Here is a 17,428-nt window from a genome sequence, read left to right as displayed (position 1 = left end):
GGGGCTTCAATCCCCGTTCGATGGATTCAGTTCATACAATTCATTCCTCCGTTATTTATTGATCAAGGGAGGTACAAAAAACGATGCAAATGAGGCACAGACGGATATGGGCGATATCGGCATTAATTGTACTGGCAACCTTTCTTTTTGCACCTTACGGTGTAGTTTTTGCCATCGGAGATCCCTATATTCCCAATAAACCTTATGTCCCCAATAAACCCTATGTTCCCAACGATCCTCATATTCCAAACGATCCCAAAATCCCCTCTAAGCCCAATGTGGGTTCAGGGGAAAGTTCTGAGGGACAAAATCAACAAAATAATCAAGGTGGCGGCAACGGGGAAGGAAACGAGAATAAAGATAAGAAGAATGAACCGGATAAATGGACAAACAGTACCGAGTATAAAGTGGCTAAATTTGTTTATAAGGATCTGATGGTAGGAAACCTGAAGGATCTCAGCGAAATTGAAATGGACTTTTCGCGGTTTGATACGAAGACAGCCTGGCAAAAAGGGCTGAGAGGCTTCGGGAATGTCATTTTCGGTAATGATTTGTTTGGAAGAACGGCAACCATGGTGTTTGATGGCTTTCAAGCCTGGGATAACTATAAACACGTAAGCCAATTTGCTAGATTATCTCCTTCAGAAATTAGAGGGTTATGGAACACTGCAACGCAAGGACGACAATTTACAACATTTTCTGGTTGGAGAAATATTGGATCACAGATTTCCAAACCTTTGAAAGTAGGGGGGGATTATGTTGCTCGCCCTCTAAGGGTTGCGGGAAAGGCGGCTCCTATATTTGCCGCAATTGATGTGGGGGTTTCAGGGTTGGAAGCAGTGGAGAACTTCAGCAAAGATGGCGTGGGCAGTGTGGATGGTTGGGCCAATGTGGGCGAAGTGATGATGTCCGGGGCGGTTTTGATGAGCGCCAGCGGTGTGGGAGCTCCAGTGGCAGCCGGGGTTGCGGTGGCTGGAGGTTTGATTTGGGCAGGAGCCAAAGCCGTTAAACATTGGGATACCATTAAAGACGTGGGGAAAAAGGCATGGGATGTAGGGAAAGAAGTTGTTAAGGATCCGAAGGGTACAGCCAAAAAAGCGGTCAAGAAAGTGGGCGAAAAGCTGAATGGAGCCAAGGAAACTATCAAAGGATGGTTTAGTTAGTTTCACTCTGGTATCATCGGGCGGATGCTCGATGATACCATGGTTAAACATATGGAGGAGGGTTACAATGATTAAATTAAGCAACCTGCCAATGCATATTTTGGAAATGGCGAAACGTTATGAAAAAAAAGGCGAGAATATGGAAGTATTTCCTGCCAAAATGGTGATGGATGGAAAGTCATATTATTATTTTTGCTATCCTCCTTCTTGGGGTCAATTAATTGTTCGAGAAGACGGTGTGGTGCCACCTGTGGAAGAAATTAAAAAGGTATTTATTTATAGTAATGGTTTCAATGCCTCTGTTGATGCCTTAGGAACCGGTGGGGAATCATTGAGAAAGCGCTCGATGAAAAAGTATACTCAATTACAGACATTGCTTAAAAAGGTGGAACAACTGTTTCAAGATATTGAAGCACCGGATGATGTACAGGAATCATTGGCATCCTTTCAGAAGGCACCGGATGTGATTATTAAGCATCAAGAGGTGATTGAACGGTCAGTAAACAGTGCTCGAAAACTGACAGTGGATACCCGAAAGCGAGGGGTTGTTACTCTAGAAGAGGATTATCCCAAAATGAGAGGCTATCAGGTGGAGATGGTTCGCAGTGCTTACTGGCAGAATATGATTCAATTTCGGACGGCGGCGGATCGGGAAAAAGTGATGGAGTATTTAGCTTCCATCCGATCCCTTTCCAACTGGAAAGCATGGTGGCTGTATCTTCAATTAAAGACATATCAAAAAAACATGTATACCCAGGCGAAAAACCCAAAGGAGTATCAAGAGTTTCAAGAATTGGGCGAGGAAATATTTGAGGACATTCCACTGGGGGAAAATAAAGAGCTTTTGGAAGAAGTGCAGTATTTACGAAATCCGCGGAGGTGAATGAGAGATGACACCGGTAAAGGATGCCTTGCAGTTGTTTAAAGAGAAGTTTCTGCTAATTCTTTTGACGATTCTTCTCTTTGTGGTTCCTATTCAGTTACTCTACACCTTGGTTGTTAATTATACCACATTGCCCTTTCAGTTATTTCACATTCCATTATGGTCAACGATGATCCAAGCCTTCTTTATGTTTGTGGTTCTGTTTATCATTCAACTTCCATTTATCAGTATGGCGCTTCAGTATGCACGAAATGAAGATGTGAGACTAGGACAGACCGTGATCGATGCGCTGAAGCATATGTTTCCGGTCTATGTGTTAAGTCTCTTCATCGCACTTTTGATTGTAACCGGCTCATTGCTGTTTGTAATCCCTGGATTTGTGCTATTGATTTTGTTTTTTGGAATTTCGTATACAGCCGTAATTGATGACAAGACGTGGTTTAGTGGGATCAAACAGTCTTGGGCCTTTGGAAAAGCCTATTTTTTTAAGTTATCCGGGTTGTTGTTTGTCTTTGGCATCATTGATGTGCTGATTAGCTTGCCTGTATTGTTTATTGTTTATCTGTTTACTGGGCTATATATCGTGTTTAACCTGGCCTTAATCATTACCAATGGGCTGGTCTTCTCCGTGTTATTCTTTATCGTTACTTTCTATTACCTGGATTGGCCGGGTGCAGGGGGTGTGGAAGTGAGATAGTCGGATATGGCTGGATATAGAGCCCCAACGCCTGTTTGTGGACAGGCGTTTTTTGTGAAAGTTGAAAACAAAAATCTCTTCTATCAAACGATTAATCGATCAGCAAGACACGATCAGGTACATGAAAAAGTGTATAACGTTGCCAAGGAAGAGTTTAATTCCTTGAAAAAGAAAGGGGTTAAAAATTATGTAAAAGATAAATTTTCCAGTTGGTTTTAATCAAATGGAAGGAGTGATTTCTGATGACCCGATGGGAGAAAATAAAGGAAAATATGGCTGGGGCGTTAATCGTAAATATACTCTCCGTTGTACTGATTGGTTTGTTTGGCTCTGTAGCGGCCTCCATTCCGGAGAAGTCAGAGTTTTGGATGACTGTTATGCAGGGTACCTTGCTGGTCATTGCTATTGCATCGATCATTGCAGCCCTCTTCCAAATCTATCTTGATCTTATTTATGACTTTATATGCAAGTTAGTAGTAATAAACATCTGGTTTTTATATGGGATGATCACTGCCTGGCGCTGTGCAGGGGAATCTCCGTTGTTTGGAGCAATTCTGCTACTGTTATGGGGACTTTGTATCTTTTTGGGGATTCGCTATCGGACGTTTGTTCAGGAGGAGAGTTTCCATCCCAAAACCAAGATCGGGAAAGTGATTGTCTCCATCGGGGTGCTCAGTTCCGGAGCGGGTGGTTTTGGGTATGGCATTGGACGTGCAGATAATGAGTTTTGGTTTGCCGTAATCTTTGTTCCCATCATTTCTTGTTTGTTGTCGTTATTTTTTAATTCAGGTCTAAAACAGATTGAAGATCAAGTGGAAGAGGCGAAACAAGAAGCACAACAGTGAAAGGGGAAAGGTGTATGTTGGTCAAGATCATGCAAGGAACCGGGTTGGGGCTGGTTTCCAGTATTATTCTGGGTATTCTATTTGGCGTGACAGGGATGGGGATGACATGGTTCACCATCGCGGTGATGGGGCTCGTCGTTTATTTCGTTACCGGGTATGTGGCGGGACGTCAGACGGATCATCCGTATACCGGGAAGATTTGTTTTTCTTTATCAATGATCATGCCATCTTTTTAAGTTTATATGCAATATAGCCAATCAAGGAATGTCGATCCCATACAGGAGAAGGCACATTTTGTAGTTCCACGTGAAACATGTCGAAATTTGATGGTAGATAATAAAGCTTCTTTCGATTGACACCTGTTTGAAACAGGTGCTTTTTTATAAGAAAATACATTGAAGCGTAGGGGGGGTTGTTTTGTATAGAATGATAGGGAAGAGGTTATTGAAAAGAGGGTGAAAAGGTGAGACTGTTTGTTGCTATATTGTTATCATTGTTGCTTCCAGGTACGGGTCAGTTTGTAAACGGACAACGCTGGAAAGGGGTTCTGTTTGTTGCGCTGGATATTCTCTTTATTATCCTGAAGTATACAGTGTCACTCATTCCGATGTATCTGTTATATATTGTGGTCTTGGTGGATGTAATTATCGTTGGCATACAGATCATAAAAGGGAAGCGGGAGGTACCATCCGGGAAGCGATATCTCGTGGAAGTCATTGTGGCTACTATTATAGCAGTGGCGCTCACTTGGGCAGTGGACGCTGGGATGGAGAGATTGACCAGGGTATCATTGGATCCGTTGGATGCTAAGATGTCGAAAGAGGAAAAACAGAAGATGAAAGAGGAGGCAGAAGCTTATCTGAAAGAGAAGTATGGGAAAGAGTTTTACGTGGATCAGATCAAGTATATTCGGCAAATTTCCGTGTATACGATGCAAGGACATTTGAAAAATGATAAAGATTCTAGCTTTGTGGTAGAAAAGGAAAAAGGGAAATTTACGGATGGTTATTTTTTCTATAAACTCTCAGTTGAGGGAAGGGAAGAGATTCAACCTCATGTGGAACGCATCTTTAAACCGATGATGAACTGGGATTCGAAGGTTATGGTGACAGATCAGGTGGAAGAGCGGTTTGCCGGTCAGGACATCACCTATCCTGAATTGCGTCAAGAAACAGATGGATTTAAGCAAAAAGTGAAGGTGAATGTTCCAGTCGCTTTGTCCGAACAGAATAAAGCAGAAGAAATGAAGAAAGTGTATCAAATGGTTGAACATTTCAATCAGAATAAGATTGATGCCAGTTTAAAAATTTATTATTATGATCCATCCCTCAAAGATGAAAAAGGTGTAGATCAAGTGGACTTTACAAACCGGAAATATGGAGAATATATTACAGCTATATTGGAAGTTAATAAAGCTGCTCAAATCAGATCCGAACAGGATCTGGAAAGCTCCGTTATCTATAAATAATAAGATATATTCCAATAAAATGCGCTTTTTTCGCACCTGTTTAAACAGGTGCTTTTTTGTCGTTTTTCATAACAAGTAAGAGTAAGTGAAGCCAACAATGAACATATGGAAGTGTTCAAAATGGTGGAAAATCGTATTGCTGTCTTTCTTCATTTGGTCCATTCATTGTTAGAGAAGATGAAGGTAGAGGAAATATTTGAGGATATTCCATTGGGGAAAATAAAGAGCTTGTAGAGGCGCTGGATGCTGGAGTTGCGTGGAAAAAGGCTATGGGCATGATGCATCCATAGCCTTTTTTCTTCGGTCTTGATACATTCCGTCGACTTATTGCTCTTTTTCCAGATAAAATCCAACATTTTGTTCTTCCAATGCTTTTATAAAGCTTTCCTTTTCCTTTAAAGTATTTAAGGAAACATTAATTGCTGGATATCCTAAACTTCTGTTTGCTTCTAGAATCTTACGATTCATCCCGGTGAACTTATTTAAATACTTCTCTTCATCATACAAAATAAATCCAATTAAATTCTGTCCTTTTAATGAATAGGGGATACATCCATCAATATCTTCCCAAGGAATAAACCCTACTTTGGGAACATAACCGTTCATTTCAATCCCTTCTGCACTTACGATCACAGTGGGTTCATTCCGCTTTACCTTACTGATTAGCTTTACAGATACGGGGATCATAATCATTGTAATAATCATAGATAAGAAAAACATGATCCCATTCATTTTGATGATCCCCATCATCATACATATTGCTACTGTCCCAAAAACCAGAGATAGAAAAATGCCAAAGGAAGCAAGGCCTATCAATTTGGCTTTGGACTCATAAAATAATTTTCGGTTCATTTTTCCCCTTTCCTTGTCTCAATCCATAACTTTACTTTTTATAATATACCACCAATAGAAAGCGGACAAGGTTCAGAAGCGATTCCAGGTTCGTCTAGAAAAAGATAAACGAAGAATATATCCTACAGATGTTTTAAGCTTTTTGGTTTGGGGTGAGAAGATGCACCCCTGTTCTGCTTTACGCGCGCTTTTTTCCTCATCGACCATACTCAAGGACAACTTCAATTCATATAGGATATTTCCAACTAGCGGGGTGTTATCAATAACTCTATTGAGGTGGATGATGTGATGCACTTTTACCCATGTAGATAAAAGTCTTAAAATGAGGAAATCGAACGATCAGAGGGGAAGAGGATGGGCTAGTCTATAGGGAAAAATATATAGAGTGGTTCTGATGTTTGATATATGGAAAAAACACTCCCTTTTGCTAATAGTCTGATCGCGGTTTTTGCCTTAGTATAAACAGTGTCCCGCAATCACCCATTGATCCCTTCATAAGCTCTGTGTTTGATGTCGTTAAGTACATTTGTATCATCCCTCCTCATGTTGTTTTCTATAACCAATCCCCCTTTGTACAGAGGGGGATTTTCTTTTTCCATTTGATCTCCATTTTGATAGAAATGTTTTATCCCCATTTTTATTTCGAATATGGAAAAACCGGGGTGTTTTGAAGGTTTCCTTCATGGTAGAATATACCCAAAGTATTATGGTGTGGAAATTTGTTGAATCATATCGAAGGATGGCCGGATCTCGTTGGATTAAATGGTATATTCTGCAACTTGCGATAGATTCAAGGAGAAAGATGGTGTATGAAGATGAAGAAAAAGGGTGAACGGATCCGGGACTTGTACCGGGTGCTTCAGGCGTTTCCTTTTATTCAGGGGATTCTTTACTATACTGAAGTGGAACCTCAAACGGCACAGGGATCTGCCGGTCCGCTTCCAACCCGTTTTCTTCACGGGTTGGATGTACGGTTGGTTCGAAAGGGACTGGATTTTAAACAGATCCTTAAGCGGGATCGAAATGCATTTTTTCCGCTTCAGGGTTTGTTTGTGGAAAAAGGATTTCTGTACCAGGTATTTGGGCGGCTGGAGGGCACATTGTTGGCGCATGAATTGTATCGCTCCGTTCCCTTTACCGGACGGGAAGTGGTGCATATTTTGCGGAGTGCTTCCGGTCATTTGCTTCGCATTTATCAACAGGATCTATTTACCGTTGTCCATCCGCAAAATATGCTGTTTACAGGGGAGTCCGTTCGGTTTCTGTATGGAGGTCCATCCGGATTCCTTCCCAAGTTGGGAGGAGAGCAGGGGAGACCGCCCAAGGAAGCCAATCCGGAGGAACGAAAACGGAAGGAACAAGCGGTGGATGCCTATTCACTGGGAGCGCTCGCCTATACGATGCTGACCGGAAAAACGCCATCTCCGGGAGGAAATATGCCATCTGTCCGCACGGATCGTGAGGAGATCCCACCGGAGATGGAACGCTTGGTGATGTACAGTCTGCATCCCAATCCCCGATCCCGTCCACGGATTGAGGATTGGTGGGGGTATCTCTCACATTTACCCAATGCACAGGAAGCACAGGGAAGGATGACACTGCGGACGACCTGATGGGAAGAAGGGGTGTTCGTTTGGGCAGGGACAGAGAGTGGAAGGGACCACAGTTTCATCTTTTGGTCAAAGGTTCTGAACATGGACGAACACCCCAGTCTTTCCTTTCATAGCGATTGGGTTTCCAGCATTGGTATTGTCAAAAAACTTCGAGAGTGAATCATTGGTTTGGGATTTCCATCCTGGGAGGGAGGTCGGTGATATTGCGAGTCCTGATGGTGTTGATGAGGGATATTCACTATGATTCCAGAGTACAGAGAGAAGCGGTGGCATTGGCCAAGGAAGGATGGTATGTGGATATCGCTTGCTTCCATACCTCCACTGAGCCACCGCCGGAACTTCATGAGCGGGTGCGGCTGCTTCGGTTTCCGGTTCGCATTAAGCGGGTGAAACGGTATTTGGAAAAAAATGTGGATCGGAAGGTGAAGGAAGGGGTTTATCGGATTGTTCGCAATCCGGTGGTGAAGTTGGCCAAGGATGCTGTCATTCAGCGGAACTTTGCCCTCCGGGTTTGGGAACTCTGTGAAAACGCTTCTTATGATGTGGTTCACTGTCATGATTATCATACCTTGGGAATCGGGGTGTATCTGAAACGAAAAAAGGATATGAGCTTGGTCTATGATCCCCATGAACGGTTTAGTGAGATGAACGAAAAGAACCGTTGGGAGCGAATCATGGATGATCGGCGGAAGTCCTGGAAGATGGAATGGGTGGATCATCTGATTACAGCCAATGAGCTGTTGCAACAGGAGTTTCAGTCGCTGTATCCTGACCTGTCCATCACAGTGATCCGAAATATTCCTGAATCCTTGTCAGAACTTCCCTTGGAGAAAAATTATTTTCATCAAACCTTTGGTTTGTCGTCCAATGATCAGGTGGTCCTTTATCAAGGAGGCTTTTTTCCAAACAGTGGTTTGGAGGAGCTGGTTTCTTCCATTTCCTATCTGCCTGAACATTGTAAACTGGTGTTGCTTGGATTTGGTACATGGGAGAATCGGTTGAAACAGTTGGTCAAGCAAAAAGGGTTGGATCACCGGGTCTTTTTTCATCAGCCGTTGTGGCCTCGCGAACTGCTTCGGGTGACCGCTCATGCGGATCTAGGTGTGGTCCTATCTTCCCATACGGACCGCACCAGTCGCTTGACCCCTCATAAGGTGTTTGAATATATCCAGGCGGGGATTCCCGTTGTTGCCAGTGACCAACCGGGAAAAGCCATTGTGGTGGGTACTTACCAGACCGGTAAACTGGTGGATTCTCGGAATGTGAAAGAGGTTGCCGGGGCAATTCAGGAGGTTCTCGCCGATCCGGACCCGTGGCTAATCGGAACGCACAAGGCCAGAAAGCGTCTTTGTTGGGAAAAGGAGCAGGAGCGGTTGACCCGTCTCTATCAGCAGATTGATCTGGCCCGGTCGGAAAAGAAAGCAGAAAAACGGAAACAGGAGGATGTTGTTTCGATTCAGCCGCATCTTCGACAACTTTGAACCGGCTGACTGCTAAAGCCGGTTCTTTGTGGCTGGCACCCTTGACAATATAAAGGCAACACGGTAACATAGTGACTGTGTCTCATTTCAATCTTTTTGGGGCTGTAGCTCAGCTGGGAGAGCGCCTCGTTCGCAACGAGGAGGTCGGCGGTTCGAGCCCGCTCAGCTCCACCAACCAGAAGAGGCTGACTCGATATCCGAGTCAGCCTCTTTTTTTGCCAAATAGAAAACGCTGGATGTTTCATGTTAAAAACGGATTCAAACAATCTGAAACCATTTCACCCACAATTTGAAATTGTCGGGCCCGCCAATTGAAACTTTTGACCTGATCTGTCCATATACCCGTAAACTGGCAGTTCACGTGGTAACTCCACTTCAAAGGGATATGTTGGCGGGTGATATGAGTGGCTTTGTTGAATGCTTTTGGTTAGAGAACGATTCTAGGTCGTCGCCCGTTCTGTTCATGGCCTTGTTGTGGCGAAAAACTTAGAATAACAAGATCACCGCGGTCGGGCGTCGTCATTAGAGCCGTTCATTCCCTTTCACACCAACATCCAGTTCATTATGGCGGTTTTCTTCTGTGATTTGTGACAATCGTTCTTCCAATGTTGGCTTTTTCTTGGTGGGCACCAGTTTCAGTTCTTGATCCTCAACCAGCAGTTCAATTTGAGACCCCTGTTCAAGATGAAGCTTTTCTGCGATATGGGTAGGGATACGAACGGGAAGACTGTTGCCCCACTTTTCGTGGTCATTCGTAACACTCTTTTTGTCGGTTTGACTCCATAATACCTCTTCGTCGCGCGTTTGTATACACATGGTATATACAATAAAACCAAAACCGAGTATTCACCATTTTGCAGTTTTGAAAACCCTGTTTCTTTGTACTTTACATGATGTCATGCAATCGTTTGTTCTATCTATCTAATCCATTTCATCTAGATGTCAGACGATCGAAGGAGAATGATGTATATCGATTTAAGAAATTTGTAATTTTATCATGTATTTTCGAATATTTTTCGTTATACTGGGGTTGGAGTTTACTTCCATCATTTGAAAAGACCTGTGATAACCTCAAAACCTTCCGGTTGTTATCGACAGTAAAGAGAAAAAGGATTTATGTCCGGAGGAATGAAAAAGAAGGGTGTCAAGTTGGGTCTAATGGAAAACTCCTTTTATGAGAAGGGATTGTATGAAAAACCGGAGGTGGAATGATGCAAACACAGACAGTATCACCGGAACCCACGGGTCCTAAGAAACCTTCGATTTTGGGGATGATTACCGATCCGGGTAGTCAGTATTCCAGGATTGCACAACATCCTGTTATCTGGAAACCCTTGCTGATCCTTACCCTATTTGCCATGTTATTCACGGTGGGTACAGGGTTGGTTGTGGGCGATGCCATGGATTCGGGAGAAGGGATACCGGAGGGGGTCGATGAGGCTCAGTTTCAGGGAATCGTGAAGGGTTTTCAAATAGGGATTCTCATCATTAGTGGACTGCTTGTCGTTCCTCTTACTACGCTGTTTATGAGTCTGATTTACTGGCTCTTTACCATGCTGTTCCGAGGGGAAGCAACCTATCGACAGATTCTTTCTCTCAACATTCACACCTATGTCATTCCCATTATAGGAATGGGTGTCCAAACGCTGGTATATCTTACGGTGGGGGTTGGTGATCCAACGGGTGCCACCTTGCCGACGAGTTTGGCAGGATTGTTACAGATGGAAAATGGAGCACTGAAAAGTGCTTTAAACAGCATTGAGCTGTTTCAAATCTGGCAAATGGTGTTGATTGCAGGTGGATTGGCTGTGGTGGCCAATCTAAGCAAAAAACAGTCCTGGGTGATTGTTATCACCCTGTTCCTGATCGGGATGGGTCTATCGGCTCTTGGAGGATGGGTAAGCACTTCCATATCCAATATTCCGATGCAGTGATCGGAGGTATACGTTATTCATGAATCGAAAGAAGTGGTTGATCGGAGCCGGTATCACGGTTTTGGTCGGTGCAGCGATAGCTGTTTACAGTATGCAGGTGACACAGGGTGATCCCGCAGTCAATGTGGAGAAACCCAAAAAAGCCCCGTTTTCTGAGAACGTGATGGCATCCGGTACGTTGGAATCGGAAAAGGTGCAACATGTGTTTTTGGAACCGGAACGGGGCAGTTTGGATAAGGTCTTGGTGAAACCGGGAGACAAAGTGAAAGAGGGGACCCCCCTGGTTCAATACCAATCGTCTGGACGGTCTGAGATCCGACAGGCTGAGCTGGATCTGAAGCGTGCCAAGCTGAATCGCTCCCAGCTATACCGGCAACTGAAAGAGGTGCAACAAAAGGGAGCACCGACGACGGTTTCCGGTGAAAACGGGCCCCAAGCTGTTTCCGAAAAAGAGATCCGCCATCAGATACAGTTGGCAAATGTAGAGGTTCAGCAGGCGGAAGAGCGGTTGAAACAGGCCCGGTCCAATGAAGCGAAACGTGTGGTGAAAAGCCAGTATTCCGGTACAGTCATTCGGGTGAATCAATCCAGCGAGGCCACCCAGGGAGGTGGACCGCTGGTCACAGTGGCGGATCTGGAGGAATTGATGGTTCTGTCAGAGGTATCGGAGTATGATGCGCTGAAGATTAAAGAGGATCAGAAGGTGGAGATTCGTTCGGATGCATTACCGGACAAAAAATGGTCCGGAACGGTAATGGAAGTGGCACCTGCTCCAGAAGACAAAAACGCATCCAATGGCGGCGAATCCCAAGTGGTCTATCCGGTAAAGATTGACCTGAACGATAAGGTTTCCGTTAAATTGGGTGCCCGTCTGATTGTGGAAATCACGACCTCTACCAAATCGGCACTTAGTGTTCCCGAAAGTGCTGTGGTAAAGCAGGGTTCGAATGATGCAGTCTATGTGGTGGAAAAAGGAAAGGCCTACAAAAAGAAAGTGAAAATCGGTGCGACGGACGGGAAACGGGTGGAGATTGTTTCAGGAGTGGATGCACACGATAAGGTGGTCACCCAGCCTCCAGCTGATCTGTCCAACGGAGCGGAAGTGAAAATTCAGTGATTCAGCTGATCAATCTTCAGAAGCGTTATGGAACAGGTGAGATTGCTGTGGACGTCCTGAAAGGGATTGATCTGGAAATCAGTGAGGGGGAGTATCTTTCCATTATGGGTCCCTCCGGTTCCGGGAAATCCACATTGATGAACATCATTGGATGTCTGGATCGCCAAACCGAAGGGCGCTATCTGTTTCAGGGACAGGATGTGTCGGAGGCCGATGAAGAAAAAAGGGCCCGTCTTCGCAATCAGAATATTGGTTTTGTCTTTCAGCACTTTCAACTCCTTTCCCGAATGAATGCCCGACAAAATGTGGAGCTACCATTGATCTATGCCGGAATGTCACCTGCCCGGCGACAAAAATTGGCCAAAGAAGCGTTGGAACGGGTTGGGCTTTCCGATCGAATGGAGCATTTACCATCGGAGTTATCCGGGGGGCAACAGCAGCGAGTGGCGATCGCAAGAGCATTGGTGAATCGTCCCCCTTTGTTGTTGGCGGATGAACCGACGGGGGCACTGGATACTGCATCAGGGGAAGTCGTGTTAAAGCTGTTTGAAGAATTGCATCAGGATGGATGTACGGTGGTCATGATCACCCACGACCCGGAAGTTTCCGCTCATGCAGAACGTCAGGTTCTGATCAGGGATGGAGCCCTGGTGGAGGATCGACGGTTTGCAGAGGAAGGAGGGGTCGGATGAGCTTATGGGAAAGTGTGAAAATGGCACTGGAAGCCATCCGCGCCCATAAAATGCGTTCCATTCTCACCATGCTGGGGATTGTGATTGGGGTCTCTTCCGTGATTGTAACCGTGGCGATCGGTCAGGGAGGACAGGATAAACTGACCGAGGCGTTTGCCGGTTCTGGCAATATCCTGAGCATCCAGCCTTCCGCGGATGTCTTTATGGAGAATAATGGTGTGGTTCCACCAGACTTTTTTACCCAAGAAGATATCCGGGGGCTGGAGCAGCTCCCGCAAGTGGAAAAGGTGATCACAACCAGTTATCAATCCGCAGATGTGGGGTTTAAGGAAGAGAAGCTCAACGGAGCGATGGTGTATGGAATCAATTCCAATGCCATGTTTGAGACAAATAACCGGGAAGTGAAAAAAGGAACCATGTTTCAGCCTTCTGATTTTCAGGGAGGCGGTGCATCCGCTTTGATTAACAACAAGGCGGCTGAAGAACTTTTTGAAGGGAAGAACCCCATCGGTAAGATTATCCGCATCAATAACTATCCGTTGGTGGTTTCTGGGGTGTTGGCTCCCCAGGAAGGGCTGTTCGGTTCATTTGAATCAACGACCATCTATATGACAGACCGGACGTGGGCAAGTGTCTTTGGCAACTATGATATCAATCAACTGGATCTTGAGGTCAAAGATGCCTCCCAGATGAAAGAAGCCGGTGATCGGGCGGTTGATTTGTTGCATCGCAACCATCATACGGAAGATGAGTATATGGTGCAGAATATGGAGCAGATTACCAAAGGCATTAGCCAGGTCACCGGAATCATGACGACGGTGATCGGGAGTATCGCCGGAATTTCTCTACTCGTTGGTGGAATCGGTGTGATGAATATTATGCTGGTTTCGGTGACGGAACGCACACGGGAGATTGGAATCCGGATGTCTGTCGGAGCGACCCGCCGAAATATTATGACCCAGTTTCTCATTGAGTCGGTTACGCTTTCCGTGATTGGAGGATTGATCGGAATCTTGCTCGGCGTGGGCATTTCACAACTGGTCAACCTGCTTTCACCACTGCCTGCTACCGTCTCACTTCCCGTGGGAATTGGGGCCGTGCTTTTCTCTATGATGTTCGGTGTGGTATTCGGTTTGCTTCCGGCCAATAAAGCGTCCCGTCTAGATCCGATCGATTGCTTGAGACGGGAATAATCAAATAATGATACCATGATCTCCGGTCTTATCGACCGGAGTTTTTATGTCGATATGGAGTAGACAAGCAGGATCAGGGAAGTATATTGTAGAAATGCATGCATATGTTGATTCCCCTTGAAAAAGGAGGGCGCTGTTTGCATCAGAATGAAAAGGAAGGTCGAAAGAGTCCCTGGGGGTGGATTGGAGGGTTTGGTGCACTGATTGTCAGTGGACTGAAGTATATCCCCGCCCTGTTGAAAATGGGGAAATTTGGCGGAACGTTTATCAGTATGGCGGTGACAGTGGGAGCGTATGCGCTGCTTTATCCGTGGTCATTTGCCATTGGACTGGTACTTATGATTTTTATTCACGAGATGGGTCATATTTGGGCCGCAAAACGAAAAGGTCTCCCGGTTTCGGCGCCGGCGTTTATTCCGTTTCTCGGTGCATTGATTATGCTGAAGCGACAACCGCAGGATGCGGTAACGGAAGCGTATGTGGCGTTTGGTGGCCCATTGATCGGTACGGCAGGTGCCTTTATGACTTGGCTTTTGGCGGGATGGACAGGCTATGAGGTTTTGTATCCGATTGCGTTTATCGGTTTTTTCCTCAATCTGTTTAACCTCCTGCCCATGCATCCCCTGGATGGTGGACGCATTGTGACGGCCATTTCCCGCTGGTTATGGGTGGTGGGACTCATCCTGGGCTTGGTTTTGATTATCGTCCTCTGGAGTCCCATATTGTTGTTCATCTGGATCTTGTTTGCCTTTCAATTGTGGCAATCGTTTTTTTCAAAGAAGGGTCAGTCGGATGAACAGAAAGTACGTGTTGTGGCAGATGTGAACCCAGATCTCTTTGAAGAAGCGAATATTCCCGTACCTGGTCATGAGCACCGCCGGGATCTTCCCTTTGTTTCGTATTGCACCCTTGAGGATCGGGAACATCACTGTGATGTGTATTATCCGTCAGTGGGCGTGATCCACCAGCTGAAAGGGTGGAAAGGTGGATTTCTAAACGTTCGGTTGACAGGGACGCATCGGGTGGAAAAGGAAGGGGAAAACAAGCTCCAGATGGCATTGGAAGCGGATTATATCCGAGCGGCAGAGGAACAAATGCTACGAAAAGATCAGGAGTATTACAATGTTTCTCCCCGTACCCGGTTGGGGTTCGGATTGGCTTATCTGGGATTGGTGGTCTTTTTAGGATATATGTTGTTTGCATTGGGTCCATACTCGTTGATGAGCCCTCATGTTGTCAGTTGAAAAACCCGTGGCAAACTGCCGCGGGCTTCTTCATAGGATGGGGATTTTATTGACTTGGACGGTTTTGTTTGGAAGAAAACCTTCTGTACGAATGCCTTTGGTACAACTTCAAAAAATGAAGATTACTTGGTTTTGGTGGAAAAGGTACAATTTCAGGGGCCGGGTTCTTCTGCTCTCTGACAAGGGGTGGAGTTTGAGTAAACCAGCATCGTATTCGGTGGTATATAGAAGGGCGTGCCTGTTTGGGGATGGTTCGACTTTCGATCATCTCCGCATGTTTTTTCCGGCTTTCAATCTGTAAAAGATAGGGGTCCACAAGCATAGATTGATCTCTCCTTAAAAAACACCACAAACCGTTCCGGTCCGTGGTGACATAAAAAACACAGGCCGGAGACGACCTGTGGTGGTATTTGATCCATAATCAAAGTCTGGGAATAAAGTATTCCGAAGGAAGGTCGTCCAGCTGTTTTCGGTTTTGAGACATACGAATCCCTTTAACAACAGATGCAGAAGCATGAATGAGCATTTTCATAGGGACGACCTCCTTTGCAAAGCTTTGTAAAATCATAACAGCTTAATATTACCAATCAAACAAACTATTGTCAATATGGGAAAATCACCAATGATTCATCGTATTCACTTTTTCCATGAGCGTATGACTAAGCCTGCAGAAATAAAATATATATCATTAAAGGAGATTCGGTGAAATGACAGAGAATCGTGGGAATACAATCATTTTTGACTTGGACGGCACGTTGTTTCAGACAGAAAAGGTGGCAGTACCTGCTTTTCAGCGTACATTTCGCCGGTTGCTGGAGAAAGGGTTGTATCGGGGCGAGTCGCCTTCGAATGAACAGATTCAATCGGTTTTTGGGATGACCTTATCGGATATTTGGGAGCGGTTGTTGCCGGGAGCATCTGAGGAAGCAAAAAGAAAGGCGGATGATTGGTGGCTTCAGGATGAGCTGGATTGTTTGGCCGAAGGGATGGGAACATTATACCCAGAAGTTTCCGAAGGGATGGAGGAGTTGTCCAGCCGGGGATGGCAGATGTGGATTGCCAGCAATGGATTGGGTCCATATGTGCGTGGGGTTGTGGATACGTTTGGTCTAGCCGATCGGTTGAAAGGAATCTATACAGCCGGTGAACAGCGAATCGCAGAGAAGGATCAGTTGGTGAAGCGTCTAATGAAACAAAATGGTATTTCTTCCGGCTGGATGGTTGGGGATCGTCGTTCCGACATCCATGCGGGAAAAGCGAATGGATTAACAGTTATTGGGTGTCGGTATCCGGATTTTCCCCGCTTTGGCGATCGGGGCGAGTTGGAGGGAGCGGATCGGATCATTGATCATTTTCATCAACTGTTGGATGTGGTAGGGTATCCTGCTGGGAAATGATTGTTGGATCATGTTCTGATAAACAGGATTGATCCAACGCAAAGAGAACCTTTTGACCGACAGACAGAGGTGAATAGATATGGAAGTGGATCAAATATGGGTGATTTCTCACGGAGAAACGACGTTGCGTCTAATTATTGCAACCGCTTTGGGAGGATTGATCGGTTGGGAACGGGAGCGCAATAAACATCCTGCTGGTTTCCGAACTCATATTCTGGTGTGTGTCGGGGCTACGTTGATTATGTTGCTGTCGATCTATGGGTTTCCGCAGTTTATGGATCAGGATCAGGTCCGCTTTGATCCCGGTCGGATTGCTGCTCAGGTCGTGAGTGGTATCGGTTTTTTGGGGGCGGGTACGATTTTGCGTCAAGGATTGACCGTGAGTGGTCTGACCACAGCCGCATCATTGTGGGTTGTGGCGGCCATCGGATTGGCGGTCGGTGCAGGGTTTCATTTTCCTGCTGTACTGACCACGATCTTGGCTTTGGTCAGTCTGGAATTTTTAAATAAGTTGGAGGATTGGTTGTTTAAAAGCAACCGAAAGAAGCTGCTTCGCATCTATGTGGTCAACCAACCGGGAAAGTTGGGGGAATTGGCCTCTTTGTTGGGAGATTTGAATATTCCCATCAGGAAAGTGCAAATCGATGAAGGAGAGCCCACGGAAGCGGTGATGGAGATTGATTTTGTCATTCGGATTCCGCCAAATGTAGAGATTTCCGAAATTGTGGAGCAGGTTCGGGAAGCAGAAGGGGTAAAGGAGGTGCATCTGGACTGATGGTTAAAAGACTGTATGAAAAGAAGGGTTGAAAGGGAAACATGATAAAAGTGACGGTTCCCTCTTGGCAAAAG

18 protein-coding genes, 1 tRNA gene and 1 pseudogene are annotated in these 17,428 nt (G+C 45.4%); 17 read left to right on the top strand and 3 right to left on the bottom strand.

What is annotated here, in order from left to right; all coding sequences use genetic code 11:
- The first annotated feature begins 83 nt into the window (after positions 1-83).
- From FN782_RS12110 to FN782_RS12080, 7 genes are all read left to right on the top strand, one after another.
- A complete protein-coding gene (locus tag FN782_RS12110; RefSeq protein WP_142506072.1) occupies positions 84-1,163 on the top strand; it encodes a hypothetical protein in 1,080 nt (359 codons plus the stop codon).
- A 67-nt stretch (positions 1,164-1,230) separates the two neighbouring features.
- A complete protein-coding gene (locus tag FN782_RS12105; RefSeq protein ID WP_142506071.1) occupies positions 1,231-2,046 on the top strand; it encodes a hypothetical protein in 816 nt (271 codons plus the stop codon).
- 7 nt (positions 2,047-2,053) lie between these two features.
- Positions 2,054-2,743 carry a hypothetical protein gene (locus FN782_RS12100; protein ID WP_142506070.1) on the top strand — a complete coding sequence of 230 codons (690 nt, stop codon included), beginning with the start codon at positions 2,054-2,056 and terminating at the stop codon, positions 2,741-2,743.
- 6 nt (positions 2,744-2,749) lie between these two features.
- Positions 2,750-2,962, top strand: a complete 213-nt coding sequence (locus FN782_RS12095; RefSeq protein WP_142506069.1) for a hypothetical protein — start codon at positions 2,750-2,752, stop codon at positions 2,960-2,962.
- Between the two features lie 23 nt (positions 2,963-2,985).
- Positions 2,986-3,588 carry a hypothetical protein gene (locus FN782_RS12090; protein WP_142506068.1) on the top strand — a complete coding sequence of 201 codons (603 nt, stop codon included), beginning with the start codon at positions 2,986-2,988 and terminating at the stop codon, positions 3,586-3,588.
- Between the two features lie 14 nt (positions 3,589-3,602).
- Positions 3,603-3,824 carry a hypothetical protein gene (locus FN782_RS12085; RefSeq protein ID WP_142506067.1) on the top strand — a complete coding sequence of 74 codons (222 nt, stop codon included), beginning with the start codon at positions 3,603-3,605 and terminating at the stop codon, positions 3,822-3,824.
- Positions 3,825-4,051: 227 nt separating this feature from the next.
- Complete coding sequence (locus tag FN782_RS12080; RefSeq protein ID WP_142506066.1) at positions 4,052-5,056, top strand: hypothetical protein; 1,005 nt, start codon at positions 4,052-4,054, stop codon at positions 5,054-5,056.
- A 324-nt stretch (positions 5,057-5,380) separates the two neighbouring features.
- On the opposite strand, the gene FN782_RS12075 is transcribed toward FN782_RS12080, so the two are convergent.
- Positions 5,381-5,908, bottom strand: a complete 528-nt coding sequence (locus FN782_RS12075; RefSeq protein ID WP_142506065.1) for an STM3941 family protein — start codon at positions 5,906-5,908, stop codon at positions 5,381-5,383.
- An 809-nt stretch (positions 5,909-6,717) separates the two neighbouring features.
- Between FN782_RS12075 and FN782_RS12070 the strand changes: the two genes are divergently transcribed.
- The 3 genes from FN782_RS12070 (at position 6,718) to FN782_RS12060 (ending at position 9,176) form a co-directional block, all read left to right on the top strand.
- Positions 6,718-7,521: a protein kinase family protein gene (locus FN782_RS12070; protein WP_142506064.1), complete on the top strand. Its 804-nt coding sequence runs from the start codon at positions 6,718-6,720 to the stop codon at positions 7,519-7,521.
- Between the two features lie 197 nt (positions 7,522-7,718).
- Entirely contained in the window at positions 7,719-9,002 is a 1,284-nt protein-coding gene (locus FN782_RS12065) for a glycosyltransferase family 4 protein (protein WP_142506063.1), read from the top strand.
- A gap of 98 nt (positions 9,003-9,100) precedes the next feature.
- Positions 9,101-9,176 (top strand) — tRNA-Ala (locus tag FN782_RS12060).
- Between the two features lie 67 nt (positions 9,177-9,243).
- Here FN782_RS12060 and FN782_RS16900 read toward each other — a convergent pair.
- Positions 9,244-9,525, bottom strand: a pseudogene (locus FN782_RS16900) (type II toxin-antitoxin system PemK/MazF family toxin).
- On the bottom strand, positions 9,525-9,818 hold the full coding sequence (locus FN782_RS12050; RefSeq protein WP_142506061.1) for an AbrB/MazE/SpoVT family DNA-binding domain-containing protein: 294 nt from the start codon (positions 9,816-9,818) through the stop codon (positions 9,525-9,527). The pseudogene FN782_RS16900 and the gene FN782_RS12050 overlap by 1 nt, the downstream one beginning before the upstream one ends.
- A 395-nt stretch (positions 9,819-10,213) precedes the next feature.
- Here FN782_RS12050 and yknW point away from each other — a divergent pair, with 395 nt between their 5' ends.
- The 7 genes from yknW (at position 10,214) to FN782_RS12015 (ending at position 17,354) form a co-directional block, all read left to right on the top strand.
- A complete protein-coding gene (gene yknW, locus FN782_RS12045) occupies positions 10,214-10,936 on the top strand; it encodes a YknW family membrane protein (protein WP_185956261.1) in 723 nt (240 codons plus the stop codon).
- A 19-nt stretch (positions 10,937-10,955) separates the two neighbouring features.
- Entirely contained in the window at positions 10,956-12,053 is a 1,098-nt protein-coding gene (locus FN782_RS12040; RefSeq protein WP_142506059.1) for an efflux RND transporter periplasmic adaptor subunit, read from the top strand.
- Complete coding sequence (locus FN782_RS12035; RefSeq protein ID WP_142506058.1) at positions 12,050-12,745, top strand: ABC transporter ATP-binding protein; 696 nt, start codon at positions 12,050-12,052, stop codon at positions 12,743-12,745. The genes FN782_RS12040 and FN782_RS12035 overlap by 4 nt, the downstream gene beginning before the upstream one ends.
- Positions 12,742-13,938 carry an ABC transporter permease gene (locus FN782_RS12030; protein ID WP_142506057.1) on the top strand — a complete coding sequence of 399 codons (1,197 nt, stop codon included), beginning with the start codon at positions 12,742-12,744 and terminating at the stop codon, positions 13,936-13,938. The genes FN782_RS12035 and FN782_RS12030 overlap by 4 nt, the downstream gene beginning before the upstream one ends.
- A 137-nt stretch (positions 13,939-14,075) precedes the next feature.
- The gene (locus tag FN782_RS12025; protein WP_246064937.1) at positions 14,076-15,182 is read left to right on the top strand and encodes a site-2 protease family protein; all 1,107 of its coding nucleotides are present in this window, start codon (positions 14,076-14,078) and stop codon (positions 15,180-15,182) included.
- Positions 15,183-15,889: 707 nt separating this feature from the next.
- Positions 15,890-16,579, top strand: a complete 690-nt coding sequence (locus FN782_RS12020; protein ID WP_142506056.1) for an HAD family hydrolase — start codon at positions 15,890-15,892, stop codon at positions 16,577-16,579.
- A 79-nt stretch (positions 16,580-16,658) separates the two neighbouring features.
- Positions 16,659-17,354 carry an MgtC/SapB family protein gene (locus tag FN782_RS12015; RefSeq protein WP_142506055.1) on the top strand — a complete coding sequence of 232 codons (696 nt, stop codon included), beginning with the start codon at positions 16,659-16,661 and terminating at the stop codon, positions 17,352-17,354.
- Positions 17,355-17,428 lie beyond the last annotated feature (74 nt).

The sequence above is a fragment of the Melghirimyces algeriensis genome (assembly GCF_900182565.1).
Lineage (GTDB): Bacteria > Bacillota > Bacilli > Thermoactinomycetales > DSM-45169 > Melghirimyces > Melghirimyces algeriensis.
Note: the sequence above shows the minus strand (reverse complement) of the source record. Positions and strands in the feature narration are given on the sequence as shown.

Bases quoted from the DNA above. Each gene is read 5' to 3' on its own strand.
- FN782_RS12110 (WP_142506072.1), top strand. From the start codon at position 84: ATGCAAATGAGGCACAGACGGATATGGGCGATATCGGCATTAATTGTA.
- FN782_RS12105 (WP_142506071.1), top strand. From the start codon at position 1,231: ATGATTAAATTAAGCAACCTGCCAATGCATATTTTGGAAATGGCGAAA.
- FN782_RS12100 (WP_142506070.1), top strand. From the start codon at position 2,054: ATGACACCGGTAAAGGATGCCTTGCAGTTGTTTAAAGAGAAGTTTCTG.
- FN782_RS12095 (WP_142506069.1), top strand. From the start codon at position 2,750: ATGGCTGGATATAGAGCCCCAACGCCTGTTTGTGGACAGGCGTTTTTT.
- FN782_RS12090 (WP_142506068.1), top strand. From the start codon at position 2,986: ATGACCCGATGGGAGAAAATAAAGGAAAATATGGCTGGGGCGTTAATC.
- FN782_RS12085 (WP_142506067.1), top strand. From the start codon at position 3,603: ATGTTGGTCAAGATCATGCAAGGAACCGGGTTGGGGCTGGTTTCCAGT.
- FN782_RS12075 (WP_142506065.1), bottom strand. From the start codon at position 5,908: ATGAACCGAAAATTATTTTATGAGTCCAAAGCCAAATTGATAGGCCTT.
- FN782_RS12070 (WP_142506064.1), top strand. From the start codon at position 6,718: ATGAAGATGAAGAAAAAGGGTGAACGGATCCGGGACTTGTACCGGGTG.
- FN782_RS12050 (WP_142506061.1), bottom strand. From the start codon at position 9,818: ATGTGTATACAAACGCGCGACGAAGAGGTATTATGGAGTCAAACCGAC.
- yknW (WP_185956261.1), top strand. From the start codon at position 10,214: ATGCAAACACAGACAGTATCACCGGAACCCACGGGTCCTAAGAAACCT.
- FN782_RS12040 (WP_142506059.1), top strand. From the start codon at position 10,956: ATGAATCGAAAGAAGTGGTTGATCGGAGCCGGTATCACGGTTTTGGTC.
- FN782_RS12030 (WP_142506057.1), top strand. From the start codon at position 12,742: ATGAGCTTATGGGAAAGTGTGAAAATGGCACTGGAAGCCATCCGCGCC.
- FN782_RS12020 (WP_142506056.1), top strand. From the start codon at position 15,890: ATGACAGAGAATCGTGGGAATACAATCATTTTTGACTTGGACGGCACG.
- FN782_RS12015 (WP_142506055.1), top strand. From the start codon at position 16,659: ATGGAAGTGGATCAAATATGGGTGATTTCTCACGGAGAAACGACGTTG.